A 23,301-nucleotide genomic window follows, 5' to 3' on the forward strand; every position below is an offset into this window, starting at 1 on the left:
AGACGATTCAGGCGAGCCGCGTGGGATGCTCCACCGGCTCGCCTCTTCATACGTGGACGAACAACGACTTCAGCTCAAGCCTCGGCAGGCACGGCGCGCACGCGCAGCACCTGTTTGAGGCCAGAAAACAGCGGGGCTTTCGCGGCGCCCGGCGCACGTCCGAAGCTTTCGGTGATACGGTCAAGAATGATCGCCAGCAGCACCACGGACAAGCCGCTTTCGAAACCCAGCCCGATATCCAGGCGCTGGATGCTCGCCAGCACGTCGTTGCCCAGTCCCCCCGCGCCCACCATCGACGCGATAATGACCATCGACAGCGCCATCATGATGGTCTGGTTCACGCCCTGCATGATCGACGGCAGCGCATTGGGAAACTGCACCTTGTAGAGCAGCTGCCACGGCGTGCAGCCAAACGCCTGGCCGGCTTCGACGATCTCGCGGTTCACGTGGCGAATACCCAGGCTCGTGAGCCGCACGGCGGGCGGCATGGCGAAGATCACGGTCGAAAGAATGCCCGGCACGCGGCCAAGACCGAACAGCATCGCCGCCGGGATCAGGTAGACGAAGGCGGGCATGGTCTGCATCAGGTCGAGAATCGGCCGCACGATGGTCTGCACGAGCTTGCTCTTCGCCGTCCAGATGCCCAGCGGCACACCCAGCACCAGGCTGATCAGCGTCGACGACAGCGTGAGCGCGAGCGTCACGACGGTCTGATCCCAGAAGCCGGTCGCATAGATCAAAAGCAGCGACGCCAGTGCGAACACCGCAAAGCGCCAGCCCACGCGCCACAAGCCCCCCACCACGAAAATCCCCATCAGGAGCGGCATGGGAATGCCTTGCAGGCCTTGTTCGATGAGCTTGGCGAAGCTCTCGATCGCACGGCCGATGGTGTCGAACGTATTGGCGTCGTGATCGAGCAGATAGTGAACCGACTGGTCTACCCAGTGGCCGAGCGGGATGATCTCAGACATGGTGGTGACTCCCCTGGTGGTTCGCCTGGTGATTTCCGTTGCGCATCATGACCTTGAGGACGGCCGCCTGGTCGATCGAGCCGCAGAAGCGGCCTTCCTCGTCGACGACGGGCAGCGCCACCGGGTTTGCGCATACGCGCGAGACGACCTGTTCGAGCGTCGCGCCGCGCGAAATGCATTCGATTTTCTTGACCTGCGGCTGGGTCACGCCAATTGCGTCGCGCGTGACGAAGCCGCTGATGCGGCGTTCGGCGTCCAGCACGAAGGCGTACTCGGCGCTGCCGTTGAGCGAGGCGGCGACGCTGGTCGCGTCGAGCGAGCGCACCAGCGGCACGCGCTCCTTCTGCATGAGGTCGCCTGCGGTGAGGTAGCGGCTCGTGTCCACGCCGTCGAAGAAGGCGCGCACGTATTCATCGGCAGGATTGCTGATGATCTCGCGCGGCGTGCCGATCTGCACGATGCGCCCGCCTTCCATGATCGCGATGCGGCTGCCGATGCGCAGCGCCTCCTCCAGATCGTGCGAGACGAACATGATGGTGCGGCGCTGCTCCTTCTGCAGTTGCAGCAGCACGTTCTGCATTTCCTTGCGCTTGAGCGGATCGAGCGCGGAAAACGCTTCGTCCATGATCATCAGCGAAGGATTGACCGCCAGCGCGCGCGCCAGCCCCACGCGCTGCTGCATGCCGCCCGACAGCTCGGCGGGCAGCTTGTGCGCGAAGGCGGCAAGCCCCACCTGCTCCAGCACCTCCAGCGCACGCTGCTCGCGCGCCTTGCGACCCATGCCCGCCACTTCCAGGCCGAAGGCCGCATTGGCCAGCACGGTGCGCTGCGGCATCAGCGCGAAGGACTGGAACACCATGCTCATGTCGGTGCGGCGCAGCGCGACCAGTTCCGATTTACGCACCGCCGCGATATCGCGGCCATCGATCACCACGCGCCCGGCCGTCGGTTCGACCAGCCGGTTGATGAGGCGGATCAGCGTCGACTTGCCGGAGCCCGACAGCCCCATCAGCACGAAGATCTCGCCTTCCTGGACTTCGAAGCTCGCGTTGTTGACGCCAAGGACATAACCGGTCTGGCGAAACAGGTCGTCCTTGGTCGCGCCGCGCGCCAACATCTCGCGCGCTAGCTTGGGGTTCGGCCCGAACACCTTGCAGAGTCCGTCGACCACGATCTTGGGGGATTTCATCGAGTCCATCTCCTCGTGATGCAGGCGCCGGCCCGCACTGTGTCAAAACACGCATGCCGGCGCGGCGCGCGGCGACACGTTTCGGATGCCTTACTGTGTGGCTTCGACTACGGTTACTGCGTGGACGCCACCCAGTCCTGCACGCGCTCGCCGTGCGCGGCGATCCAGCTGTCGGCGGCGGCTTCGGGTTTGGTGCCGCTCTGGATCGCCAGCATCACGCTGTCGATCTCGCCCGGCTTCCACTGAAACTTCTTGAGGAACGCGACCACGGGCGGCGCCTTGGTTTCCAGCGCCGGATTGGCGACGCTGTCCACGTGCTCGGCGGCGCCGAATACGTTCTTCGGATCGTCGAGGAAGCGCAGCTTGTACTTCGCGAACATCCAGTGCGGCGTCCAGCCCGTGACGATCACCGGCTTGTTCGCGTTGACCGAGCGCGCCAGTTCCGCCGTCATGCCGCTGCCGGAGCTGGGCATGACCGTATAGTTCAGACCATATTGCTTGATCGCCTGGTCGGTCTTGCTCATCACGCCCGCACCGGCGTCGATGCCGACGATGCGCCCGGCAAACGCCGACTTCTGCGCGTTGAGATCGTCGATGCTTTTGGCCGTCACATATTGCGGCACGACGAGGCCGATTTTCGCGCCGGTGAAGTTGGTGCCCAGGTCGACCACCTTGCCCTTGAACTGATCCCAGTACGCGCCCTGCGTGACCGGCAGCCAGGCGGACAGCGTGGCGTCGAGGTCGCCGCGCGCCACGCCCTGCCACATGATGCCGGCGGCCACCGGCACGAGTTCGACCTGATAGCCGAGGCGTTTTTCGATGATGCGCGCCGCCACGTTCGAGGTCGCCACGCTGTCGTCCCAACCTTCGACGTAGCCGATTTTCAGCGTCGGCTTGCTGTCCGCGAGCGCCGCAGCGCTCAAGGCCACCGACATCACACCCATGCCCAACAATCTTGCTAGCAGCTTCACGGCAGTCTCCTGTGATCCGGGCGATGAGCGCCCCACACCTCCAGATTCACCCGTCACAAATGGTCGATACCGTTGTTTTCCGACGCGATCTTGTCCAGCCGCGACGCGGTGCGCATTTGCAGATTTATTTGTCGACGACGAGATCCGAGCGCGGCGTGCTGCAGCACAGCAGCACCATGCCCTGATCGATTTCGCGCTGACGAATGCCGCCGTTGTGCTTCATCTCCACCTGGCCCGAAACGAGCTTGACCTTGCAGGTGCCGCACATCCCCTGGGTGCAGGACGCGGGCAGGCGCACGCCCGCCTCGCGCGCCGCCGCCAGCACGTGCTGGTGTTCGCCGCAGTCGATCTCGCGATGGCTCTTTGCAAACGTCACTTTGAAAGTGGCGGCTTCGGTTGATGCGGGCGTGGCTTCTGCGGGCGCGCTCAGTGGCGCGTCGTCGGCCGCCAGCGTCTCGAACGAAAAACTCTCTTCGTGATAGCGCTCGCGCGCGAAGCCCGCTTCGTCGAGCAGGTCGCGCACCGCCTTCATATACGGCGCGGGGCCGCAGGTGAAGATCTCGCGCTCCATGAAATCCGGTGCGATCAGCTTGAGCAGCGGCAGCGTGAGAAAGCCCGTCACGCCCGACCAGTGCGTGCGCGCGCCCACGCGCTCGCACACGAACGAGGTGCGAAAACTCGAATGGCTCGCGGCGATCAGTTCCAGTTCGCGCGCGAAGATCACGTCGTCGGGCGTGCGCGCGCTGTGCACGAACACGATGTCGCGATCCTCAGCCAGGTCGTGGTACGCGCGGCTCATCGACATCAGCGGCGTAATGCCCGATCCCGCCGAAAGAAACAGGTATTTGAGCGCCGCGTGGCGCGCGCAGGTGAACTCACCGGCGGGCCCTAGCACGCGGATCATCGCGCCCGGCATGAGGTTGTCGTGCAGCCAGTTCGACACCTTGCCGCCCGGCACGCGCTTGACCGTGATGGACAGCGTGTGCGGGCGCGCGGGCGACGACGAAATCGTATAGCAGCGGTTCACCGTCTCGCCGTCGATCTCCAGTTCGAGCGTGATGAACTGGCCCGGCTCGAATGAAAACGTGCGGCCTTGCGGCGAGCGCAGGAAAAAACTCTTCACGTCATGCGTTTCCTGCCGCACGTGGCAGCACTCCAGCGTCTCCTCGGCGTCGCTCGTCCATTTTTCCGGCAGCGCGCCCCAGAACGCCGGGCGCGTCACGCGGCTGTGGGCGGGATCGAATTGGGCCGCATCTCGCATCATGTCAGACTCCGCTTTCCACGCGCAGGGGAATGGTTCGCTTGCGCTCCAGCGCCGCGGCGATACGGCCCACATACCAGGCCGAGAATTTTTCAACGAGCCCTTCGGTATAGGGCGAATACGGGCCCGGCTCGTAGGCGCTGCTAGCCGCGCCACGCTGCGAATACTCCACCAGCGTGCGATCCTGGTTGTTGGTGGCGTTCCAGACCGCCGTGAGGTTGGCGACGTCGTAGTCGATGCCCTCGCGCGCGTCCTTGTGCACGAGCCAGCGCGTGCGCACCAGCGTCTCGCCCGCCGATAGCGGAATCACCGAGAACGACACGATGTGGTCGCTCATGAAGTGATGCCAGGAATTCGGCTGCGTCCAGAACGAGAGGCCGCCCAGGTCGGCGCTGCGGAACTCGCCCAGCAGTTTCTTGCAGGCGACCTTGGCGTCGAGCGTCTGCGATTCGCCGCTGCGGTCGAGCGGCAGGCGCTGGGTGCGAAAACCCGTCACGTCCAGCAGCTTCTCGATTTCCACCGACGGCAGGTCGAGTTGTTCCCACTGGCGCGCGCGCTCCACGCAGGTGCGCTCGAACGCGTCCATGCCTTCGGCGTTGGCGTCCGAACGCTGGTAGCCGAAGCCATATTCGTAGAGCGAAATCGTCAGTTCCGGATGGTTCGCGACGCAGTGGTAGCACTCGCGATTGTTCTCCATCACGAGCTTCCAGTTGCCCTTTTCAACGATATCGACCTGCGCCGCCACCTTGCAGTTGGCCAGGTCGTGCGGCAGCAAATACGGCTCCATCGCCGCGCGCATCAATTCGAAATCGGCAGGCGGTTCGTCGGCCAGACACACGAAGATCAGGCCTGCCAGGTTTTGTACATGGACGCGCTTGAGGCTGTGCTTGCAACGGTCGAACTGCTCGCCCATGTGCTCGGCGAACATCAGGTCGCCGTTCAGGTTATACGTCCAGCTGTGGTAGGGACAGACGATATTGCCGACCGTGCCCTTTTCCTCGTTGCACAGGCGTGCGCCGCGATGGCGGCAGACGTTGTGGAACGCGCGCACCTGCATGTCGTCGTCGCGCACAATCAGGATCGAGTCGCTGCCCAGCTCGACCGTCACATAGTCGCCCGGCTCCGGAAGTTCCGGCTCCGTGGCCACCTGGATCCAGTGCTCCCGGAAAATCGCCTGCATATCGAGCGCGAAAATCTCGTCGCTCAAATAGAAAGGCGCTTCGAGGCTGTAGCCCGTCTTGCGCCGCTCCAACAGCGCGCGCATTGTTGCTGATACGTCTGCCGATACGTTCATCGTGTGCTCCGGATTCTGCGTCCTTGGTGCGTCTGTTTAGTGCAGGCGTTGTTACGAACCTCATTCGCGCGGGCTTTTTCGCCTCGCGGAAATCAGTCGTCGATGAGTTGATGCTCGCGTAAATAAGCCAGGATCACTTGTGCTTTTTCGACCGAAGTCCCCGCATTTACGACGTTACCGCCGCGGCTTTCGGTCGTGGTCGCGCCCAGCATCCGGGCGTGGCCCGAGCGGCGTTCGGCGGCGGCGAACCTGACCGGCTTGCGCTCGACGGGGCCGGATCGCCAGGCTGCGGCTTCGGCATCGGCAACACGCGCGATGGCGTTCGGCGCAATCGATCCGGCACGCAGGCGCGCGTAGGCGTAAGCCGGTTTGGCATCGGCGAGCGGGTGCACGGCCACCACGGCGGGCAACGCCGCTTCCACGCGGCGGCGCAAGCCCTTGGGCAGGAACTGGCGCACTTTCGCGTGGCCCGCCTCGACGTCGACATCGACCGCCGCGCCCACCAGCGCGTAACCCAGCAGCGCCGCGACGCGATACGGCAGCATGCCGCTGTCGTGGGCGCCCTCGGCGCGCGTGCCGGTCAGCACGAGGTCGTGCTCGCGCACGCGCGTGGCCAGCGCCTGAGCGATGTCGTCGCCCGCCGCGCAGTTCAGCACATCCACCTTCGGTGCGCCCAGCGCGAGATAGTCGGGCAGCGCCGCATCGGCAGGATCGCCCGCGTGGATCACGTCGAGTTGCGCGCCGTGGCGCTGCGCGAGCTTGCGGCCCAGTTCGAGCGCTGCCGCGTCGTTGCGGCTGTAGCGCGGCGCGCCGCTCACGGGATGACGGCCCGTGGAAACCAGCACGGCGATCCGTTGCAGTTTGGCATTGGCGTTCATGCGGCGACTCCTGCGGGCTTGCGCTCTTCTACGTTGGCGTTCGTGCCGACTCCGCCGCGCTGGCGCGCCGCGCGCGCGGCCTGCACCTGGGCGATCAGCGCGGCGATGGTCGCCTGCGCGTCGCCCACCACGGTCAGGTTCGCGCGCTTGGCGATGGGCGCGCTGGCGTCCGTATTCACGGCGATCACGTGGCGGCAGTCCTTGATGCCCTGCAAATGCTGCACCGCGCCCGAGATGCCGAAGGCGATATACACACTCGCCTCGACGGTCTTGCCGGTCGCGCCCACCTGTTTGTCGCGCGTGAAGTGGCCGTTGTCGACCGCCACCCGACTCGCGCCGATGGCCGCGCCGAACACGCCCGCCAGCCGCTCGAACGAGGCGACATCGCTCACGCCATTGCCCGCCGCGACGATGAAATCGGCTTCTTCCAGCGCGACCTGGGCGGCGTCGATTTCCTCCAGGCCCAGGTCGCGATACGGCTGCGCCAGCGCCGTCGCGGGACGAATGAAATCGCCCGCGAGCTTTTCACCCGCGCCCACGAACGGCAGCTTCGTTTCCACGGCGTTCGGCGCGAGCAGGATCACGTCGGGCAGCGCACGGGTGGCGAAGGCGCTCTTCGCCTGTTCGTAGACGCCCACGTGTTGCGCGTCGATTTCGACGACGTGGGTGGCCACGCTCGCCCCAGCGGCAGCCGCGAAACGGCGGCCCAGGTCGCCGTCGCCATAGGCGTTGTCGGGCAGCAGCACGTGGCGGGGCGCAAGCGCCGCCGCGCAGGCCTGCAACGCGCGCAATTCGCTTTCGGGCGCGAAGGCGCGGCGCTCGAAACCCGGCAACTCGATGAGCTTGTCCACGCCGCGCGCAGCGACATCCTCTTTCAGCTCGCCGAATACCAGCAGCGCGACTTCGGTGTACTCGTCGGCCAGCAAGGCGGCGGCGGCAATCGTCTGGCACGCGTGGTCGTCGAGCGCGCCGCGTTCGCTGTGCGCGACCGCCAGCAGCACATGCCTGCGCTCGCGCACTTCACGGCGCGGCTTCGCAGCGCTGGCGCCATGACCGTGCGACGCGCGCTGCAAGGCGTCCAGATCGGCGCTGCCCTGCTCGCCCAGTGTGATGCGCCGCAGCCCGTCGGCGGTGATGACGAAAGGCCGGCGCGGATCGATTCGTTTGATGGCGTTCATCGGCTTTACTCCAGCGCGGCGGCGACGAGTTCGGCCACGTCGAGGACTTCGGGGCGCGGGCCCACGACGCCTTCGAGCATCGCCGTACAGTTAGGACAACCGACCGCGACCACGTCCGCGCCCACGGCGCGCGCGTCGGCGATGCGGATATCGGGAATGCGCTGCTTGCCGGGAATATCGGTGAGCGGCGCACCGCCTCCGCCGCCGCAGCAGCGACCGCGCATGCCGTTGCGCTCCATCTCCACCACGCGGATGCCGATGGTCTTGAGCAGCTTGCGCGGCGCTTCGGTCTCGCCGTTGTAGCGGCCCAGGTAGCAGGGATCGTGATACGTCGTGCGCTTGTCGCGCAGCGCTTCGAGGGCCTTCGGCTCGATGCGGCCTTGATCGGCCAGCTCTGCGAGCAGCATCGTGTGATGCAGCACCTCGTAGCGCGCGCCCAGTGCGCGGTATTCGTTGCGCAGGCTGTGCATGACGTGCGGATCGGCGGTGACGATGCGGCCGAATTGCAGTGCGCCCAGCGTGCCCATCATCGTCTGCGCCATCTGCCGGAAGGTCGCTTCGTCGCCAAGACGGCGCGCGACGTCGCCCGTGTCGGCTTCGCTTGCGCCCAGCACCGCGTAATCCACGCCCGCCTTGTTGAGCACCTTCACCAGTGCGCGCAGCGTGCGCTGGTAACGCATGTCGAAGGCCCCCTCGCCCGCCACCAGCAGGACATCGACGCGCTTGCCCGGCTGCGCGACCGGCGCGTCCAGGTCGACCGACCAGTCGTAACGCGCGGCCTTGTCGTAGCCACCCATGGTGCCGGTCTCGCGCAGGTTGGCGAGCACTTCCGGGCCCTTGCCCGGCACCGTGCCATGCACGAGCGTCTGGTTGCGGCGCATATCGACGATGGCGTCCACGTGCTCGATCAGCATCGGGCACTCCTGCACGCAGGCGCGGCAGGTGGTGCACGACCAGAGCGTCTGCGCCTCGATCAGGCCCGAGACGATCGGGCCGTTGGGCTGGCCGCTGTGAGCACCCACGGCGATGCCGGGCGTCGGGCTGCCTGCATACGCGGCGTCGGTGCCGCCCGCCATGCCGGTCACGAGATCCTGAATCAGCTTCTTGGGATTGAGCGGCTGGCCCGCCGCGAAGGCCGGGCAAGCGGCCTCGCACTTGCCGCACTGCACGCAGGCGTCGAAGCTCAGCAGCTGGTTCCAGCGGAACTCGACGGGCTTGGCCACACCGTATTCCTGCTGCTCGATATCGGGCAGCTTGAGCGCCGTGGGCGGCGTGGCCTTGCCTGCGCCAGTCCAGCCCGTGCGATCGGCGGCGAAGCGCTCCTGGCGCGGGTGAAACGCCAGGTGCAGCAGGCCCGCGACCGCGTGCTTCATCGGGCCGCCCTGCGCCGCGCCAAACGTCATCGTGTAGGCGCCCGCCACGATCAGCAGCGCGCAGAGCAGCGCGAATGCGCCCGACATCGCCCCCGCCGGCACCGCCGTGTACAGCACGAAGCCCAGCGCGAACGCGCCCAGCATCCACGGCAGCGTATTCCACGGCCCGCGCGAGAGCCGGGCGGGCACCTGCTTCGCGTGACGACGACGCCACACGAACACCGCGCCCACCAGCATCGCCAGCGCCGCCAGCAGGATCAGCTTGTCGAGCCACGGCGAGTAGATCGCGAGGCCATAGTTGACGAACACCAGCACCAGCGCGCCAATCGCGCCGCCCGCCGTGGCCACGTGGGTCTTCGCGATATACGGATCGCGCGCCACCACATGATGCAGGTCGACGAAATAACGCTTCGGGATGCTGAACAGATTGCCGACGCCGAACTGGCCGTTAGCCCCGGACGCCGCCGCGCGCCCGAGCCGCCAGTAGGCGGCGCGTTTCGCGACCGCGAACGCGAGCCCCGCCATCGAAAGCCAAAGCAGCGCGGTGATGAGGTAGGCAGGCTTCATGGCTCAGAAGTCCTTGACGAGACGCAGCGCGTCGTAGATCGCGCCGTGGATGTTGTGCAGGGAGATGCAGTCGCCCACGCGGAACAGCAGGAAGCGGCCATTGCCCAGCTCTTCGGAAAGGCACGGCTGCGGCTCAGAGGCAAAGAGCTTGTGCACGTCCACCTGACCGCGATTGAGCGACTCGGGCTTGAGCTTCCAGTAGAGCGCGTCGTTGGGCGTGCTGCCGTTCTCGATCACCACCTGATCGACCGCGCGCTCTTCCTGCTCCTCCGTGTACTCGTTGCGCAGCACGGCGATCTTCTTGCCGTTTTCCTCGTACACGCGGTCGAGCCAGTAGTTCGGCGTATGGATCACGCCCTGCGCGTAGAGGCGGCGATAGAAGATCGGGAAGGTCGTGCCGCCAACGTCGTCGGCCACCTTCACGTCGGGCGTGACGATTTCCACGTTCGAGCCGCGGCTGGAGATAAAGTCCGCCACACCCGCGCCCGCATGCGTGCTCACGCCGTCGTAGATCAGCACGTTCTGCTTCGGCTCCACGCGGCCCGAGAGGATGTCCCAGGAACTCACGGCAAGGCCTTCGGCCACGCCCCAGCCTGGCACCTGTTGCGTGAAGCTCGACCCGCCCGTTGCGAGCACAACGATGTCCGGCTGCTCAGCGAAGATGGTTGCCTCGTCGGCTTCCACGCCCATGCGGCGATCGACGCCCAGACGCTTCGTTTCCATGTCGAACCAGCGCACGATGCCCGCCATCTGCTCGCGCTGCGGCGCTTTCGCGGCCAGCAGGATCTGTCCGCCCACAGCGTCGCCCTTCTCGAACAGCACGACGTCATGGCCGCGCAGCCGCGCGACGCGCGCCGCCTCCAGGCCCGCCGGGCCCGCGCCCACCACCACGACCTTGCGCTTCGGGCCCTTCGTGCGCGCGATCACATGCGGCATGGTCGCTTCGCGCGAGGTCGCGGCGTTCTGCACGCACAGCACGTCCAGACCGTTGTACTGGCGGTCGATGCAGTAGTTCGCGCCCACGCACTGCTTGATTTCGTCCTCGCGGCCATCGCGGATCTTGATGACCATGTGCGGATCGGCAATCTGCGCGCGCGTCATGCCGACGAGGTCGACCGCGCCGCTCGCCAGCAGGCGCTCGGCCTGGCCCGCGTCGCGAATGCTCTGCGCGTGCATCACCGGCAGCTTCACCACCGACTTGATGCCCGCCGCCAGGTGCACGAACGGCTCAGGCGGCAGCGCCATGGGCGGCATGCAGTTGGCGAGCGTGTTGTGCGTGTCCGCACCGGAGCCGATCACGCCCAGATAATCGATCAGGCCGGTTTCGGCCATCGCCTGGGCGATTTCCTTCAGTTGCTCGTGATCGAGGCCGTCTTCGTGGAATTCGTCGCCGCACATGCGCAGGCCCACGCAAAAGTCCTTGCCCACCGCTTCACGCACGGCCTGCAGGACTTCGACGCCAAAACGCAGGCGGTTTTCGAGCGAGCCGCCCCATTCGTCGGTGCGGAAGTTGGTGCGCGGGCTCCAGAACTGGTCGATCAGGTGCTGGTGCGCCGCCGAAATCTCGATGCCGTCCATGCCCGCGTCCTGCACGCGCTTCGCCGCCGTCGCGAAGTCGCCGATGATGCGGCGGATCTCCTCGACCTCGATGATCTTGGCGTTGCCGCGATGCACCGGCTCGCGAATGCCCGAAGGCGACATCAGGTGCGGCCAGTGCTCGCCATGAAACGCCGACCGGCGGCCCATGTGGGTGGCCTGAATCATGATCTTCGCGCCGTGACGATGCATCGCTTCGGCCAGGCGCGCGAGCGGATCGATGATGCGGTCGGTCGAGAGATTCACCGACTTCCACCAGCCTTGCGGGCTGTCGACCGACACGGGGCTGGAGCCGCCGCAGACGGCGAGACCCACGCCGCCCTTGGCCTTTTCCTCGTAGTAACGGATGTAGCGGTCGCCCGGCAGGCCGCCAGGCTCCGCGTAGACCTCGGCATGGGCGGTGCTGACGATGCGGTTGCGCAGCGTGAGCTGGTTGAGCGTCAGGGGCTTGAACAGATTGGGATAACGCATCGCGGACGACCTCAGGCGTTCAGGGTGTATTGCGGCCTTGCTATCTTTTGTTCGGCATGCTTATCAACCGGCATGCCGTGCTTTTCTCAGGTTCTGCGCACGCGTCTCAGTTCGTGAGCGGCGACACCTCGAACACGCAATGCGCGTGGCCTTCGGCGGCGCAGCGCACTTCGCGCGACTGGGCGCGCGGCGCGTCCTTGCCGCCCGGCACGGTGTCGTTCACCCAGTCCATCGCGCCCGCGAACCAGCCCGCGAACATGTAGCAGAGTTTTTCGTCGGTGCCGTGCTTGTCCGGCTGGGCGAGCACGAAGGACGAGTTGTGCAGTTCGATGCGTGCGCGGGCGCTGGCCGGATCGGCTTCGACGATCGTAAAGAGGCCCCAGCCGCGTTGCGACAGGCGCTTCAGATAGTGCTCGAATACGGCCATGCCTTCGATGCCGTGCTTTTCGGCTTCCTTCGCGCACCAGTGATATGCAGACTTGTAGCCGGCCTTGTAGAGGATCTGCGCGTAGGCGTCGCGGCCCAGCGCTTCTTCCACGGCGGTATGGTTGTTCGTGAAGAAGTGGCGCGGCACGTAGAGCATCGGCAGCGCGTCGGTCGTCCAGACGCCGGTTTCCGGGTTCACGTCGATGGGCAGTTGCGGTTGCATCGTTTTTTCCTGATCGTGGGATTTATAAAGGTGGAGATGCAATGCGCTTCAGACGTTCCAGACTTCACCGAACACGCGCAGCCAGTTCTCGCCCATCACCTTCTTGATGCGCGTCTCGCTCCAGCCCGCGCGCTCCATCGCGGCGGTCAGGTTCGGAAACTCGCCGATGGTGCGAATGCCTTCCGGATTCACCACCTTGCCGAAATTCGTCAGGCGGCGATAACGGCCCTTGTCGTGCGTGATCCAGTCGAAGAACTCGGTCGTATAGCCTTGCGTGAAGTCCGTGCCAATCCCCACGCGATCCTCACCGATCAGGTCGACCACGTATTCGATTGCTTCCAGATAGTCCTCGACGGTGGCGTCCGGGCCGCGCTTGAGGAACGGCGCGAACATCGTCACGCCGACAAAACCATTGGCGTCCGCGATTTCCTTCAATTGCTCGTCGCTCTTGTTGCGCGGATGCTCCTTGAGCCCCGACGGGCAGCAGTGCGAATACGTGACCGGCTTTTTCGACACGGCGATCGCATCGGAGGAGGTCTTGCCGCCCACATGCGAGAGATCGACCATGATGCCCACGCGGTTCATTTCCTGGATCACTTCGCGGCCGTAGCCCGAAAGACCGCCATCGGCCTCATAACAGCCGGTGCCCACGAGGTTTTGCGTGTTGTAGCAAAGCTGCACGACATTCACGCCGAGTTCCTTGAACACCTCGATATAGCCGAGGTTGTCCTCGAACGCATACGAATTCTGGAAGCCGAAGATGATGCCGGTCTTGTTCTCTTTCTTCGCGCGCAGGATGTCGTCGGTGGTGCGCACGAGCGTGAGGATCTCGCTGTATTCGCGGATCTGCTGCTTCATCTCCGCAATGTTGTCCACCGTCTTCTGGAAGTCTTCCCAGACCGACACCGTGCAATTGACGGCGGTGACGCCGCCCTTGCGCATGTCCTCGAACACGGAGCGCTCGAACTTCGAAATATTCAGGCCGTCGATGATGATGCTGTTGTCGTGCAGGGTGCTCATCGTGCTTGTGCTCCGTGGGGTCTCAATAGATGGGAAAGCGTTCGCACAGCGCGAAGATCTCGCGGCGCACGCGTTGTTCGGTGGCGGCGTCGCCTTCGGGATGCGCGCGCAGCGCGTCGAACACTTGCAGGATCAGCGCGCCGATCTGGCGGAATTCCGCCACGCCGAAGCCGCGCGTCGTCCCCGCGGGCGTGCCCAGGCGAATGCCCGAGGTGACCGTGGGCTTTTCCGTATCGAAGGGAATGCCGTTCTTGTTGCAGGTAATGCCCGCGCGCTCCAGCGCCTGTTCGACCGGGGCGCCCTTGAGACCCTTGGGGCGCAGATCGACCAGCAGCAGATGGTTGTCGGTGCCGCCCGTGACGAGATCCACGCCGCCGTCCTTGAGCACCTCGCCCAGCGCCTGCGCATTGGCCAGCACGTTGTCGATATAAGTTTTGAAACTTGCGTCGAGTGCTTCGCCGAAGGCCACCGCCTTGCCTGCGATCACGTGCATGAGCGGGCCGCCCTGCAAGCCGGGGAAGACCGCCGAATTGATCTTCTTCGCGATGTCTTCGTCGTTGGTGAGCACCACGCCGCCGCGCGGGCCGCGCAGCGTCTTGTGGGTGGTCGAGGTGACGACGTGCGCGTGCTCGACCGGGTTGGCGTGGCGGCCCGCCGCGATGATGCCCGCGATGTGCGCCATGTCCACCATGAGCTTCGCGCCCACGCTATCGGCGATGGCGCGAAAGCGTGCAAAGTCCAGCTCGCGCGGGTAGGCGGAAAAGCCCGCGATCAGCAGACCCGGCTTGTGCTGGTGCGCGAGTTCCTCGACCTGGTCGTAATCGACGCGCATCGTGTCGCGGTTCACGCCGTATTGCACCGCGTTGAACCACTTGCCCGACAGCGCCGGCTTCGCACCGTGGGTGAGGTGGCCGCCCGCATCCAGCGACATGCCCAGCACCGTGTCGCCCGGCTTCGCCAGCGCCAGCATGACCGCGCCGTTGGCCTGTGCGCCGGAATGGGGCTGCACGTTGGCAAAGCCTGCACCAAAAAGCTGCTTGAGACGGTCGATGGCGAGCGTTTCGATTTCGTCGGCAAATTCGCAGCCGCCGTAATAGCGCTTGCCGGGATAGCCCTCGGCATATTTGTTCGTCAGCACCGAACCCTGCGCTTCCAGCACGGCGCGCGAAACGATGTTTTCGGAGGCGATCATTTCCACCTGCGACTGCTGACGCTCCAGTTCTTTCAGGAGGCTGTTGCGCACCGCGGAATCGCGCTGGGCGAGCGGCTGCGAGAAGAAAGCTTGCGAGTTCGACATAGGGCATCCATGACGAGAGATGGGGGTGGAAGCCTGCCCGCGCAGCCTTGCGCTTGAGTGGCTACCGACGGCTCTATTCTTGTCGCTCGGCTTTTTGGCCGATATCCGAATTCAGACGCGTTCTTTTCCTTTTCCGCCATCGGCGTCCGTTTTTCACAAGTCGTGTTGAATCGCGCGCCCTCGCCAACACGCCTGCCCGCCTGGCTTCAAATTCTTTCTGATCCGAATAAATTTCTCGTACACTCAAAACGGCCAATCCCCGATAAGTTGGGTCGCCGTTTAGGGTTGCCGTTTTCGGGCTGTCGTTAAACGGAATGAGTCATGCGCTTCATGCGCCGCGAATAGCACAACCGTTTCGTCTGGGGAAAGGAACCACCAAGCAATCGAAGCTCGTTGTAAGGGGCCGGCCTCATCAGGGTTTTGCCGCATGGCACAGCGATGGCGCCCGACTCCAGAATGCCGTAGCCTGGTCGCGCCCCGAGCGCCGCCGACGAATAAAAGGAAATGGTTCCCCATGTCACCCGAGCGCACCGCGTCGCTAGCGCATTTCGCGTTCATGCCGCTGCCGAACTTCACGATGATCGCCTTCACCAACGCGATCGAAGTGCTTCGCATGGCTAATTACCTGAGCGGCCAGCCGCTTTACCGCTGGTCGATCATCAGCCCCGAAGGCGGCACCGTCACGTCCAGCAGCGGCATCGGCTTCGACACCGGCCCGGCGGAATGCGCCGGACAGCCCGATATCGTGTTCGTTTGCGGCGGCATCGACGTGCAGCATGTCACCAGTGCCGCGCACCTCAATACGCTGCGCCGCTTCGCGCGCATGGGCGTGGCGCTCGGCAGCCTGTGCACCGGCACCTACGCACTGGCGAAATCGGGGTTACTGGCGGGCTATGCCTGCGCGATTCATTGGGAGAACATGTCGGCGCTCAAGGAGGAGTTTCCTTCCACGCGCTTTCTCAAGGAGCTGTTCGTGATCGACCGCGATCGCGTGACCTGCACGGGCGGCGTCGCGCCGCTCGACATGATGCTGCACCTCATCACGCCGCGCGTGGGCACGGCGCGCGTCACGCAGATCGCCGAACAGTTCGTGGTCGAGCATATCCGCGACACCAGCGCACAGCAGCGCATGCCGCTGGTGGCGCGACTGGGTTCGGCCAACAAGTCGCTCTTCGAAGTCATCTCGCTCATGGAGAGCAATATCGAAGAGCCGCTTTCGCGCGAAGAACTGGCGCGCCTGGCGAACATGTCGCAACGGCAATTGCAGCGGCTCTTTCACGAGCACCTGGGCATGACGCCCACGCACTACTACCTCACGCTGCGCCTGCGCCGCGCGCGCGAGCTGCTGCTGCAAACCGATATGTCGATCATGCAGATCACGATGGCGTGCGGCTTCCAGTCGGCGTGTCACTTCAGCAAGAGTTATCGCGACGCATTTGGCATCGCGCCCACCGGCGAGCGCCGCAAGCGTGTCGCGCCGATGGCGGGCGTGGATGCGCCATTGCGGCATTTACCGGCTTTGCCCGTGCACGCCTGAGAGCCCCAAAAAAATAGAAACACCGAAAGGCAGCCCATGACTACGGGCTGCCTTTTTTAATGCACGCGAATAAAGCGTTTTAAAACCTTACGCGGCCAGCATGCGATGCGGGTCGATCACGAATTTACGCGGCGCGCCGCCATCGAACTTCTTGTAACCCTCCGGCGCTTCTTCCAGCGAAATCACCGTCACGTTGACGATCTTCGCGATCGGCAAACGGTCGAACAAAATCGCCTGCATGAGGTTGCGGTTGTATTTGAGCACCGGCGTCTGGCCAGTATGGAACGTATGCGACTTCGCCCAGCCCAGCCCGAAGCGGATGCTCAGGCTGCCGTGTTTGGCGGCCACGTCGGTTGCGCCCGGATCGTCGGTCACATAAAGACCCGGAATGCCGATCATGCCCGCAGGCCGCGTAATCTCCATCAGCGAATTGAGCACCGTGGCGGGCGCTTCCTCCGCATGGCCCGACGCACCGTGGCCATGCGCCTCGAAACCCACGCAATCCACGGCGCAATCGATTTCCGGCTTGCCCAGGATCTGCTCGATCTGCTCGCCCAGCGACGCATCCTTCGACAGGTCGACCACTTCGAAACCCATCGCCTTTGCATGCGCGAGACGTTCGGCGTTGATATCGCCGACGATCGTGCAGGCTGCGCCCAGCAGACGCGCCGACGCAGCCGCCGCCATCCCGACCGGCCCCGCGCCCGCGATATAGACCGTCGAGCCGGGCTTCACGCCCGCCGTGACCGCGCCGTGATAGCCCGTCGGCAGGATATCCGACAGGCAGGTGAGATCGCGGATCTTCGACATCGCCTGGTCGCGGTCGGGGAATTTCAGCAGGTTGAAATCGGCGTACGGCACGAGCACGTATTCCGCCTGGCCGCCAATCCAGCCGCCCATGTCCACGTAGCCATACGCGCCGCCCGCGCGCGAGGGATTGACGTTCAGGCACACGCCCGTGTGCTGCTCGCGGCACATTGCGCAGCGTCCGCACGCCACGTTGAATGGCACCGACACCAGGTCGCCGATCTTGAGCGTTTCGACGTCGCGGCCCACTTCGACCACTTCGCCGGTGATCTCGTGACCGAGCACGAGACCGACGGGCGCCGTCGTGCGGCCACGCACCATGTGCTGGTCGGAGCCGCAGATATTGGTGCTGACCACCTTCAGAATCACGCCATGGCCGATCGAGCGTCCTGCCGGATCGACCATTTTCGGGTAGTCGATATTCTGGACTTCGACCTTGCCCGCTCCTAGATACACCACGCCTCGATTATTGCTCATCGTTGCTGTCTCCTTTGTGATGGGCTTTGCTTCTCTTTCTCCCTGTTACTTTTAATGAGCCAATTGATGCCTTACTGCGCGCCGTTCCACGCGAGGAAATCGGCGCGCGTCCAGTCGAGCGCAACGCCCACGCGCCGCGTGCCGGGGCGAATCTTCGGCTTGTGCGCGGCGAGCGTGAGCGTCTGCAACGCGGGCCACTCGCGAAACGAGAACGCCGCAAGGTCGGCGACCAGCGTTTCGAGCAGCCGCGTATGGGGCCGATGCGCAAGCCAGTCGGCTACGCGCGTGCACCAGCCGTCGTAGTCGATCCACTCGGCGGCCTCGTTCGGCTCGCAGCGGTAGCCCAGCTGCGCGTCGATCACGACGGGCTGGGGCGCTTCGTGCTCGTACGCGTGAATGCCCACGCGCACGGGCACGCTCAGCCCTTCGACGAACACGCTCCAGCCCCGGCCACGCGATGCTAGCGGTGCAAGCGCCTGCACCAGGCCTTCTTCGACGACCTTCATGACATCAGCGGCGCGGCGGCGTCGAGCAGAATGCGGCAGAAGTAATCGGCAAAGCTGCGCCGCACGACGATTTCATAGCGATCGGCGCCCGTGGGAATCAACACGATCGACGCCTTGAAAAAGAAGCTCTGCGCGCATTGGCCTTCCTTGAACAGGCGCGGGTGCAGGTCGAGCGGACAGCCGCGCGCGAGCACTTCGCGCACGCGCGTGCCGCTCAGCTCGACGACCGTATAGCCGCTGCCGACGTCGACCGCCGTGGCCCAGGAGCCGCTGTTGCCGCCCAGTGCGCCCGTCAGTTTCTCTTCCAGCACACCCGCGTCCACGGGCCCCGCTGAGCGTACGAGCCATTCATCGGGGCCGAGCCAGAGCACGTCGTGCTCCGCGCCCACCGAGCGCGTATTCGGCTGCGTGGGCAGGCTGCAACCCACGGCCTGCGCAAACGCCCCAGTAAATGCAGGGTCTTCCGGCTCGCCGCGCACCATGACCAGGTCGCGGAACGGCAGCTCGCGCATCGCAAACGCCTTCGATGGCCGCGCGACATGCGCGCTCACCACGTCCGTCGCGCCGATAAAGGGCGACTCCAGCCGCACTGCGGCCACACGCTCCGCGAGGGGCATCGGTTCCAACGTTTCATTCAACATGCTGACGCACCCCTTCCGTGTCGTAGAAAATCGGGCTGGCGATCGTGGCGCTCACGCGCCGCCCATCGGCCATCGGCACTACAATTTTTTCGCCCATCTTGCCGAGACCGCCCTTCACCACCGCAAGCGCAATCGAGCGCTTCAGGATCGGGCTGTAGTAACTGGACGTCACATGACCGATCATCGGCATCGTGCCGTCCACACCGGCGCGTGCATCGGACGCCACGATCTGGCCGCCTTCGGGCAGCACGTACTGCGCGTCATCGGTGAGCAGGCCGACGAACTGCTTGCGCCCTTCCTTGGCCGTATCCGAGCGCGCCAGCGAACGCTTGCCAAGGAAGTCCTTGGTTTGCGAAACCAGCCCGCCCATGCCCAGATCGAACGGCGTCACCGATCCATCGGTATCCTGACCAACGATGATGTAGCCCTTCTCCGCGCGCAGCACGTGCATCGTTTCCGTGCCGTATGGCGTGATATCGAATTCCGCGCCCGCGGCCATCAACGCTTCCCACACGGCGCGACCCGCATTGGCCGGCACGTTCACCTCATAAGCCAGTTCACCCGAGAAGCTGATGCGCATGACGCGCGCCTTTGCGCCCGCCACCGTGCCGTTGCGATACGACATGAACGGAAACGCCGCGTTGGCGAAATCAATATCCGCGCAGACCTTTTGCAGCACCTTGCGGCTCTTCGGGCCGACCACTGCAAACGTCGCCCAGTGATCCGTCACGGAAGCCAGGCGCACCTTCATGTCGGGCCATTCGGTCTGCAGCCAGCGTTCCATCCACGTGAGCACGCGCGCCGCGCCGCCCGTCGTCGTGGTCATCATGTAGTGCTCGGGCGCGAGGCGCACGGTCACGCCGTCGTCGAACACCATGCCGTTTTCGTCGAGCATCAGGCCATAACGGCACTTGCCCACTTCGAGCTTGCTCCACGGATTCGTATAGACCCAGTTGAGCAGCTTCGCCGCATCGGGGCCTTGAATATCGATCTTGCCGAGCGTGGAAGCATCCAGGATCCCCACGCTATTGCGCACCGCGAGGCATTCGCGCGCGACCGCTGCGTGCAGGTCTTCGCCCTTCTTCGGGAAGTACCAGGGACGCTTCCAGTTGCCCACGTCCTCGAACAGCGCGCCGTGTTCGACGTGCCATTCGTGCACGCAGGTCTTGCGGATCGGGTCGAGCATGTCGCCCAGCTCCCGGCCCGCGAACGTGCCGAACGTGACGGGCGTGTAATTCGGGCGGAACGTCGTCGTGCCCGTTTCCGGAATCGACTTGCCGAGCGCGTTGGCGAGGATCGCCATGCCGTTGATATTGCCGAGCTTGCCCTGATCGGTGCCGAACCCCATCGCCGTATAGCGCTTGACGTGCTCGATCGACTCGAAGCCTTCGCGCGCGGCCAGCAGGATGTCGGCGGCGGCCACGTCGTTCTGGAAGTCGACGAACTGCTTCGCGCCACGCGCTGCGGCGGCGTGGCTGCCCACGAGCCAGAGCGGTTGCAGCGGCGCTTCCGCATGCTCCGCGACCTTGGGCACGGCAGGACGCGTCACGGCGAAACCGAGCGATTGCGCGGCGTCCACGCCCGCGTCGACGGCTTGCGTGAGACCGCGTGCAAGACTGAACTCGCCCACTGCCGCGCCCGCGCTCACTTCGGGCTGCATGCGCTTGCCCGGAATGAAGCACGATTTCGCGTCGCTCCACGCGGCCTTGCCGCCCGATTGCGCGAACAGGTGCAGCACTGGATTGAAGCCGCCCGACATGGCGACCAGGTCGCAGGGCAGATCGGCCTGCTTCGCGCCGGTCTGGCCTTTGTTCCAGGCCACGACCTCGACTGAGTTCACACGCGTCTTGCCGCGTGCGCTCATGATCGCGGCGTTGTTCATGATCTTCACGCCCTGGCGGCGCGCGGCGGCTTGCCATTCGCTCGTGCTCTGGCCGCGCGGATCGACGATCGTCACCGATGCGCCGCAGGCCTTGAGATCGAGCGCGCAGCGATAGCCCGCGTCGTTGTTCGTGAACACGACCGCATTGCGGCCCGGCAGCACGCCATAGCGATGGATATAGGTCGACACCGCCGACGCCAGCATGATGCCCGGCAAATCGTTGTTGCCGAACACGATCGGACGCTCGTGCGCACCCGTGGCGAGAATCACGCGCTTCGCGCGGATCTTCCACAGCAGCTCGCGCGAACCCTGGCGCGTGGAGACCGGCAGATGATCGGTCAGACGCTGCGCCACGGTGACGAGGTTGTGATCCTGATAACCGAAGGCCGTGCTGCGCGAGAGCACCTGCACATCGGGCAGCGCCGCGAGTTCGGCTTCGACCTTTTCGATCCAGTGGATCGCGGGCCGTCCGTCGATTTCGGTCTTGCCCGCGAGCAGGCTGCCGCCCAGCTCGCGCTGATCGTCGACGAGCATCACGCGCGCGCCGCTGCGTCCCGCCGTCAGCGCCGCAAGCAGGCCAACCGGGCCGCCGCCCACCACGAGCACGTCGCAATGCGCGAAGCTCTTGTCGTAACGATCGGCGTCGAGCGCTTCGGGCGCCTTGCCCAGGCCCGCCGCTTCGCGGATCTTCTCTTCATACTTCGGCCAGAATTTACGCGGCCACATGAAGGTCTTGTAATAGAAACCGGCAGGCATGAAGCGCGAGAACTTCTGGTTGACGGCCATGCGATCGTTTTCCAGGTTCGGCACGGCGTTCACGCTGCTCGCCACCAGGCCCTGGTACAGCTCGACTTCGGTGGCGCGCGCATTCGGCACCGTATAGGCGCCGGTTTCCAGTTGCACGACGGCATTCGGCTCCGCCACATCGGCCGTGACGATGCCGCGCGGACGGTGATACTTGAAGCTGCGCGCGACAAAATGTACATCATTGGCGAGCAACGCCGACGCCAGCGTGTCGCCCTGATAGCCCTGATACGTGCGACCGTTGAATGTGAAGGTCAAGGGAATCGCGCGGTTGATGCGACCGCCGCCGCCCAGACGATTTTTCTGGCTCATGCCTTGCTCCCTTGCGTGCTTTTATCCTGTGCGTTCGCGGCACTCGTGCTGCCTGTGCGGAACTTCTCATAGCCGTGAATTTCGTAGCTCACGGTGTCGCGCGTCACCATGAACCAGCGGCGGCAGCCCTGCGTATGCAGCCATTGCTCCTTGTGCACGCCGCGCGGGTTATGGCGCATGAACAGGTAATCGCCCCACTCTTTATCCGTGAGTTTTTCGGTTTCGAGCGGGCGGGCAATTTCCGCCTCGCCGCCACAGGTAAATTCCGCTTCGGCACGCGGGCCGCACCACGGACATTCGATCAGCAACATAGCGTGTTCTCCTTACTCAGTCCGTGTTTGAATCAGTGCGCAACAGCGGCTGCGCCGTGCTCGTCGATCAGGTGACCGGTGTAGAAGCGGTCGAGCGAAAACGGTGCATTCAACGGATGCGGCTCGTCGTTGGCGATGGTATGGGCGAACACCCAGCCCGAACCCGGCGTGGCCTTGAAGCCGCCCGTGCCCCAGCCGCAGTTGAAATACAGGCCTTTCACGTCGGTCTTGCTGATGATCGGGCACGCGTCGGGCGAGACATCGACAATGCCGCCCCACTGCCGGTTCATGCGCACGCGCGAGAACACCGGGAACATCTCGACGATGGCCTGCAGCGTGCCTTCGATGATGTTGAAGCTGCCGCGCTGGCCGAAACCCGTGTATTGGTCGACGCCCGCGCCAATCACCAGGTCGCCCTTGTCGGACTGACTGATATAGGCGTGCACGGCGTTCGACATGATGACTGTGTTGACCACGGGCTTGATCGGCTCGGACACCAGCGCCTGCAACGGATGGCTTTCGAGCGGCAGGCGCACGCCGGCCATATCGGCGAGCGTGGTGGTATTGCCTGCGGCCACCACGGCAACCTTTTTCGCCTTGATGAAACCCTTGACCGTATCCACGCCCGTCACGCGCGCGCCGTCACGGCGAATGCCGGTTACCTGGCAATTCTGAATAATGTCCACACCCAGGCGGTCGGCGCCGCGCGCAAAGCCCCAGGCGACGGCATCGTGACGCGCCACGCCCGCACGGCGCTGGATCGACGCGCCCAGCACGGGATAGCGGCTGTTCAGGTTGATGGTCGGCTCGATTTCCTTGATTTGCGCGGGCGTGAGGAACTCGGCATCGACGCCATTAAGGCGGTTCGCGTTCACGCGGCGCTCGGTATCGCGCACGTCCTGGAGCGTGTGCGCCAGGTTCAACACGCCGCGCTGGCTGAACATCACGTTGTAATTGAGGTCTTGCGCGAGGCCTTCCCAGAGCTTCATCGCCTTCTCATAGAGCCCGGCCGATTCGTCCCAGAGATAGTTCGAACGCACGATGGTCGTATTGCGCGCCGTATTGCCGCCGCCAATCCAGCCTTTTTCCAGAATGGCGATATTCTTCACGCCGTGCTCTTTCGCGAGGTAATAGGCGGTCGCGAGACCATGCCCGCCGCCGCCGACGATCACCACGTCGTATTCCTTCTTCGGCTCCGGGCTTTTCCATTGCCGCTCCCAGTTCTCGTGATACGACAACCCGTTGCGGAAGAGACTGAATATCGAATAGCGGCTCATTTCACGGTTCCCTCGTTGCGCGCTGTCTGCGC

The 23,301-nt window shown here is 64.8% G+C and carries 19 protein-coding genes; 1 reads left to right on the top strand and 18 read right to left on the bottom strand.

The annotated features are described in order from the left end of the window. Positions 1-74: 74 nt before the first annotated feature. The 12 genes from choW to BBA01S_RS09470 all read right to left on the bottom strand — a co-directional run bounded on the left by choW (position 75) and on the right by BBA01S_RS09470 (position 14,715). Positions 75-971 carry a choline ABC transporter permease subunit gene (gene choW, locus BBA01S_RS09415; RefSeq protein WP_027816204.1) on the bottom strand — a complete coding sequence of 299 codons (897 nt, stop codon included), beginning with the start codon at positions 969-971 and terminating at the stop codon, positions 75-77. Then, a complete protein-coding gene (locus tag BBA01S_RS09420; protein WP_027816205.1) occupies positions 964-2,160 on the bottom strand; it encodes a quaternary amine ABC transporter ATP-binding protein in 1,197 nt (398 codons plus the stop codon). The genes choW and BBA01S_RS09420 overlap by 8 nt, the downstream gene beginning before the upstream one ends. A 113-nt stretch (positions 2,161-2,273) precedes the next feature. Then, the gene (locus tag BBA01S_RS09425) at positions 2,274-3,131 is read right to left on the bottom strand and encodes a glycine betaine ABC transporter substrate-binding protein (protein WP_027816206.1); all 858 of its coding nucleotides are present in this window, start codon (positions 3,129-3,131) and stop codon (positions 2,274-2,276) included. Between the two features lie 124 nt (positions 3,132-3,255). Continuing rightward, a complete protein-coding gene (locus BBA01S_RS09430) occupies positions 3,256-4,395 on the bottom strand; it encodes a hybrid-cluster NAD(P)-dependent oxidoreductase (protein ID WP_027816207.1) in 1,140 nt (379 codons plus the stop codon). A gap of 1 nt (position 4,396) precedes the next feature. Continuing rightward, positions 4,397-5,686, bottom strand: a complete 1,290-nt coding sequence (locus BBA01S_RS09435) for an aromatic ring-hydroxylating oxygenase subunit alpha (RefSeq protein WP_027816208.1) — start codon at positions 5,684-5,686, stop codon at positions 4,397-4,399. Between the two features lie 92 nt (positions 5,687-5,778). Beyond that, positions 5,779-6,564, bottom strand: coding sequence for an adenine nucleotide alpha hydrolase family protein (locus BBA01S_RS09440; protein WP_027816209.1), 786 nt, complete (start codon positions 6,562-6,564; stop codon positions 5,779-5,781). Next, positions 6,561-7,742 (bottom strand): electron transfer flavoprotein subunit alpha/FixB family protein, encoded by a 1,182-nt coding sequence (locus BBA01S_RS09445; protein WP_027816210.1) that lies wholly within the window; start codon positions 7,740-7,742, stop codon positions 6,561-6,563. The genes BBA01S_RS09440 and BBA01S_RS09445 overlap by 4 nt, the downstream gene beginning before the upstream one ends. A 5-nt stretch (positions 7,743-7,747) precedes the next feature. After that, the gene (locus tag BBA01S_RS09450) at positions 7,748-9,682 is read right to left on the bottom strand and encodes a (Fe-S)-binding protein (protein WP_027816211.1); all 1,935 of its coding nucleotides are present in this window, start codon (positions 9,680-9,682) and stop codon (positions 7,748-7,750) included. Positions 9,683-9,685: 3 nt separating this feature from the next. Next, on the bottom strand, positions 9,686-11,749 hold the full coding sequence (locus BBA01S_RS09455) for an NADH:flavin oxidoreductase (protein ID WP_027816212.1): 2,064 nt from the start codon (positions 11,747-11,749) through the stop codon (positions 9,686-9,688). A 106-nt stretch (positions 11,750-11,855) separates the two neighbouring features. Continuing rightward, positions 11,856-12,398, bottom strand: coding sequence for a DUF5943 domain-containing protein (locus BBA01S_RS09460; protein ID WP_027816213.1), 543 nt, complete (start codon positions 12,396-12,398; stop codon positions 11,856-11,858). 48 nt (positions 12,399-12,446) lie between these two features. After that, a complete protein-coding gene (locus BBA01S_RS09465) occupies positions 12,447-13,418 on the bottom strand; it encodes a dipeptidase (protein ID WP_027816214.1) in 972 nt (323 codons plus the stop codon). A gap of 22 nt (positions 13,419-13,440) precedes the next feature. Then, entirely contained in the window at positions 13,441-14,715 is a 1,275-nt protein-coding gene (locus BBA01S_RS09470; RefSeq protein WP_027816215.1) for a serine hydroxymethyltransferase, read from the bottom strand. A 514-nt stretch (positions 14,716-15,229) separates the two neighbouring features. Here BBA01S_RS09470 and BBA01S_RS09475 point away from each other — a divergent pair. Then, a complete protein-coding gene (locus BBA01S_RS09475; RefSeq protein ID WP_027816216.1) occupies positions 15,230-16,252 on the top strand; it encodes a GlxA family transcriptional regulator in 1,023 nt (340 codons plus the stop codon). An 87-nt stretch (positions 16,253-16,339) separates the two neighbouring features. Here the strand turns inward: BBA01S_RS09475 and fdhA are convergent, their stop codons facing one another. The 6 genes from fdhA to BBA01S_RS09505 form a co-directional block, all read right to left on the bottom strand. Further along, positions 16,340-17,536 (bottom strand): formaldehyde dehydrogenase, glutathione-independent, encoded by a 1,197-nt coding sequence (gene fdhA, locus BBA01S_RS09480; RefSeq protein WP_027816217.1) that lies wholly within the window; start codon positions 17,534-17,536, stop codon positions 16,340-16,342. Positions 17,537-17,607: 71 nt separating this feature from the next. Next, positions 17,608-18,042: a dihydroneopterin aldolase gene (locus BBA01S_RS09485; protein ID WP_027816218.1), complete on the bottom strand. Its 435-nt coding sequence runs from the start codon at positions 18,040-18,042 to the stop codon at positions 17,608-17,610. Further along, on the bottom strand, positions 18,039-18,683 hold the full coding sequence (locus BBA01S_RS09490) for a sarcosine oxidase subunit gamma (RefSeq protein ID WP_027816219.1): 645 nt from the start codon (positions 18,681-18,683) through the stop codon (positions 18,039-18,041). Before BBA01S_RS09490 ends, BBA01S_RS09485 begins: the two co-directional genes overlap by 4 nt. After that, the gene (locus tag BBA01S_RS09495; RefSeq protein WP_027816220.1) at positions 18,673-21,681 is read right to left on the bottom strand and encodes a sarcosine oxidase subunit alpha family protein; all 3,009 of its coding nucleotides are present in this window, start codon (positions 21,679-21,681) and stop codon (positions 18,673-18,675) included. The genes BBA01S_RS09490 and BBA01S_RS09495 overlap by 11 nt, the downstream gene beginning before the upstream one ends. Then, positions 21,678-21,992, bottom strand: coding sequence for a sarcosine oxidase subunit delta (locus BBA01S_RS09500; RefSeq protein ID WP_027816221.1), 315 nt, complete (start codon positions 21,990-21,992; stop codon positions 21,678-21,680). Before BBA01S_RS09500 ends, BBA01S_RS09495 begins: the two co-directional genes overlap by 4 nt. Positions 21,993-22,024: 32 nt before the next feature. Continuing rightward, positions 22,025-23,269, bottom strand: a complete 1,245-nt coding sequence (locus BBA01S_RS09505; RefSeq protein ID WP_027816222.1) for a sarcosine oxidase subunit beta family protein — start codon at positions 23,267-23,269, stop codon at positions 22,025-22,027. Between the last annotated feature and the right edge of the window lie 32 nt (positions 23,270-23,301).

The sequence above is a fragment of the Paraburkholderia bannensis NBRC 103871 genome (assembly GCF_000685015.1).
Taxonomy (GTDB): Bacteria; Pseudomonadota; Gammaproteobacteria; order Burkholderiales; family Burkholderiaceae; genus Paraburkholderia; species Paraburkholderia bannensis.

Bases quoted from the DNA above. Each gene is read 5' to 3' on its own strand.
- choW (WP_027816204.1), bottom strand. From the start codon at position 971: ATGTCTGAGATCATCCCGCTCGGCCACTGGGTAGACCAGTCGGTTCAC.
- BBA01S_RS09420 (WP_027816205.1), bottom strand. From the start codon at position 2,160: ATGAAATCCCCCAAGATCGTGGTCGACGGACTCTGCAAGGTGTTCGGG.
- BBA01S_RS09430 (WP_027816207.1), bottom strand. From the start codon at position 4,395: ATGATGCGAGATGCGGCCCAATTCGATCCCGCCCACAGCCGCGTGACG.
- BBA01S_RS09435 (WP_027816208.1), bottom strand. From the start codon at position 5,686: ATGAACGTATCGGCAGACGTATCAGCAACAATGCGCGCGCTGTTGGAG.
- BBA01S_RS09440 (WP_027816209.1), bottom strand. From the start codon at position 6,564: ATGAACGCCAATGCCAAACTGCAACGGATCGCCGTGCTGGTTTCCACG.
- BBA01S_RS09445 (WP_027816210.1), bottom strand. From the start codon at position 7,742: ATGAACGCCATCAAACGAATCGATCCGCGCCGGCCTTTCGTCATCACC.
- BBA01S_RS09450 (WP_027816211.1), bottom strand. From the start codon at position 9,682: ATGAAGCCTGCCTACCTCATCACCGCGCTGCTTTGGCTTTCGATGGCG.
- BBA01S_RS09455 (WP_027816212.1), bottom strand. From the start codon at position 11,749: ATGCGTTATCCCAATCTGTTCAAGCCCCTGACGCTCAACCAGCTCACG.
- BBA01S_RS09460 (WP_027816213.1), bottom strand. From the start codon at position 12,398: ATGCAACCGCAACTGCCCATCGACGTGAACCCGGAAACCGGCGTCTGG.
- BBA01S_RS09465 (WP_027816214.1), bottom strand. From the start codon at position 13,418: ATGAGCACCCTGCACGACAACAGCATCATCATCGACGGCCTGAATATT.
- BBA01S_RS09470 (WP_027816215.1), bottom strand. From the start codon at position 14,715: ATGTCGAACTCGCAAGCTTTCTTCTCGCAGCCGCTCGCCCAGCGCGAT.
- BBA01S_RS09475 (WP_027816216.1), top strand. From the start codon at position 15,230: ATGTCACCCGAGCGCACCGCGTCGCTAGCGCATTTCGCGTTCATGCCG.
- fdhA (WP_027816217.1), bottom strand. From the start codon at position 17,536: ATGAGCAATAATCGAGGCGTGGTGTATCTAGGAGCGGGCAAGGTCGAA.
- BBA01S_RS09485 (WP_027816218.1), bottom strand. From the start codon at position 18,042: ATGAAGGTCGTCGAAGAAGGCCTGGTGCAGGCGCTTGCACCGCTAGCA.
- BBA01S_RS09490 (WP_027816219.1), bottom strand. From the start codon at position 18,683: ATGTTGAATGAAACGTTGGAACCGATGCCCCTCGCGGAGCGTGTGGCC.
- BBA01S_RS09495 (WP_027816220.1), bottom strand. From the start codon at position 21,681: ATGAGCCAGAAAAATCGTCTGGGCGGCGGCGGTCGCATCAACCGCGCG.
- BBA01S_RS09500 (WP_027816221.1), bottom strand. From the start codon at position 21,992: ATGTTGCTGATCGAATGTCCGTGGTGCGGCCCGCGTGCCGAAGCGGAA.
- BBA01S_RS09505 (WP_027816222.1), bottom strand. From the start codon at position 23,269: ATGAGCCGCTATTCGATATTCAGTCTCTTCCGCAACGGGTTGTCGTAT.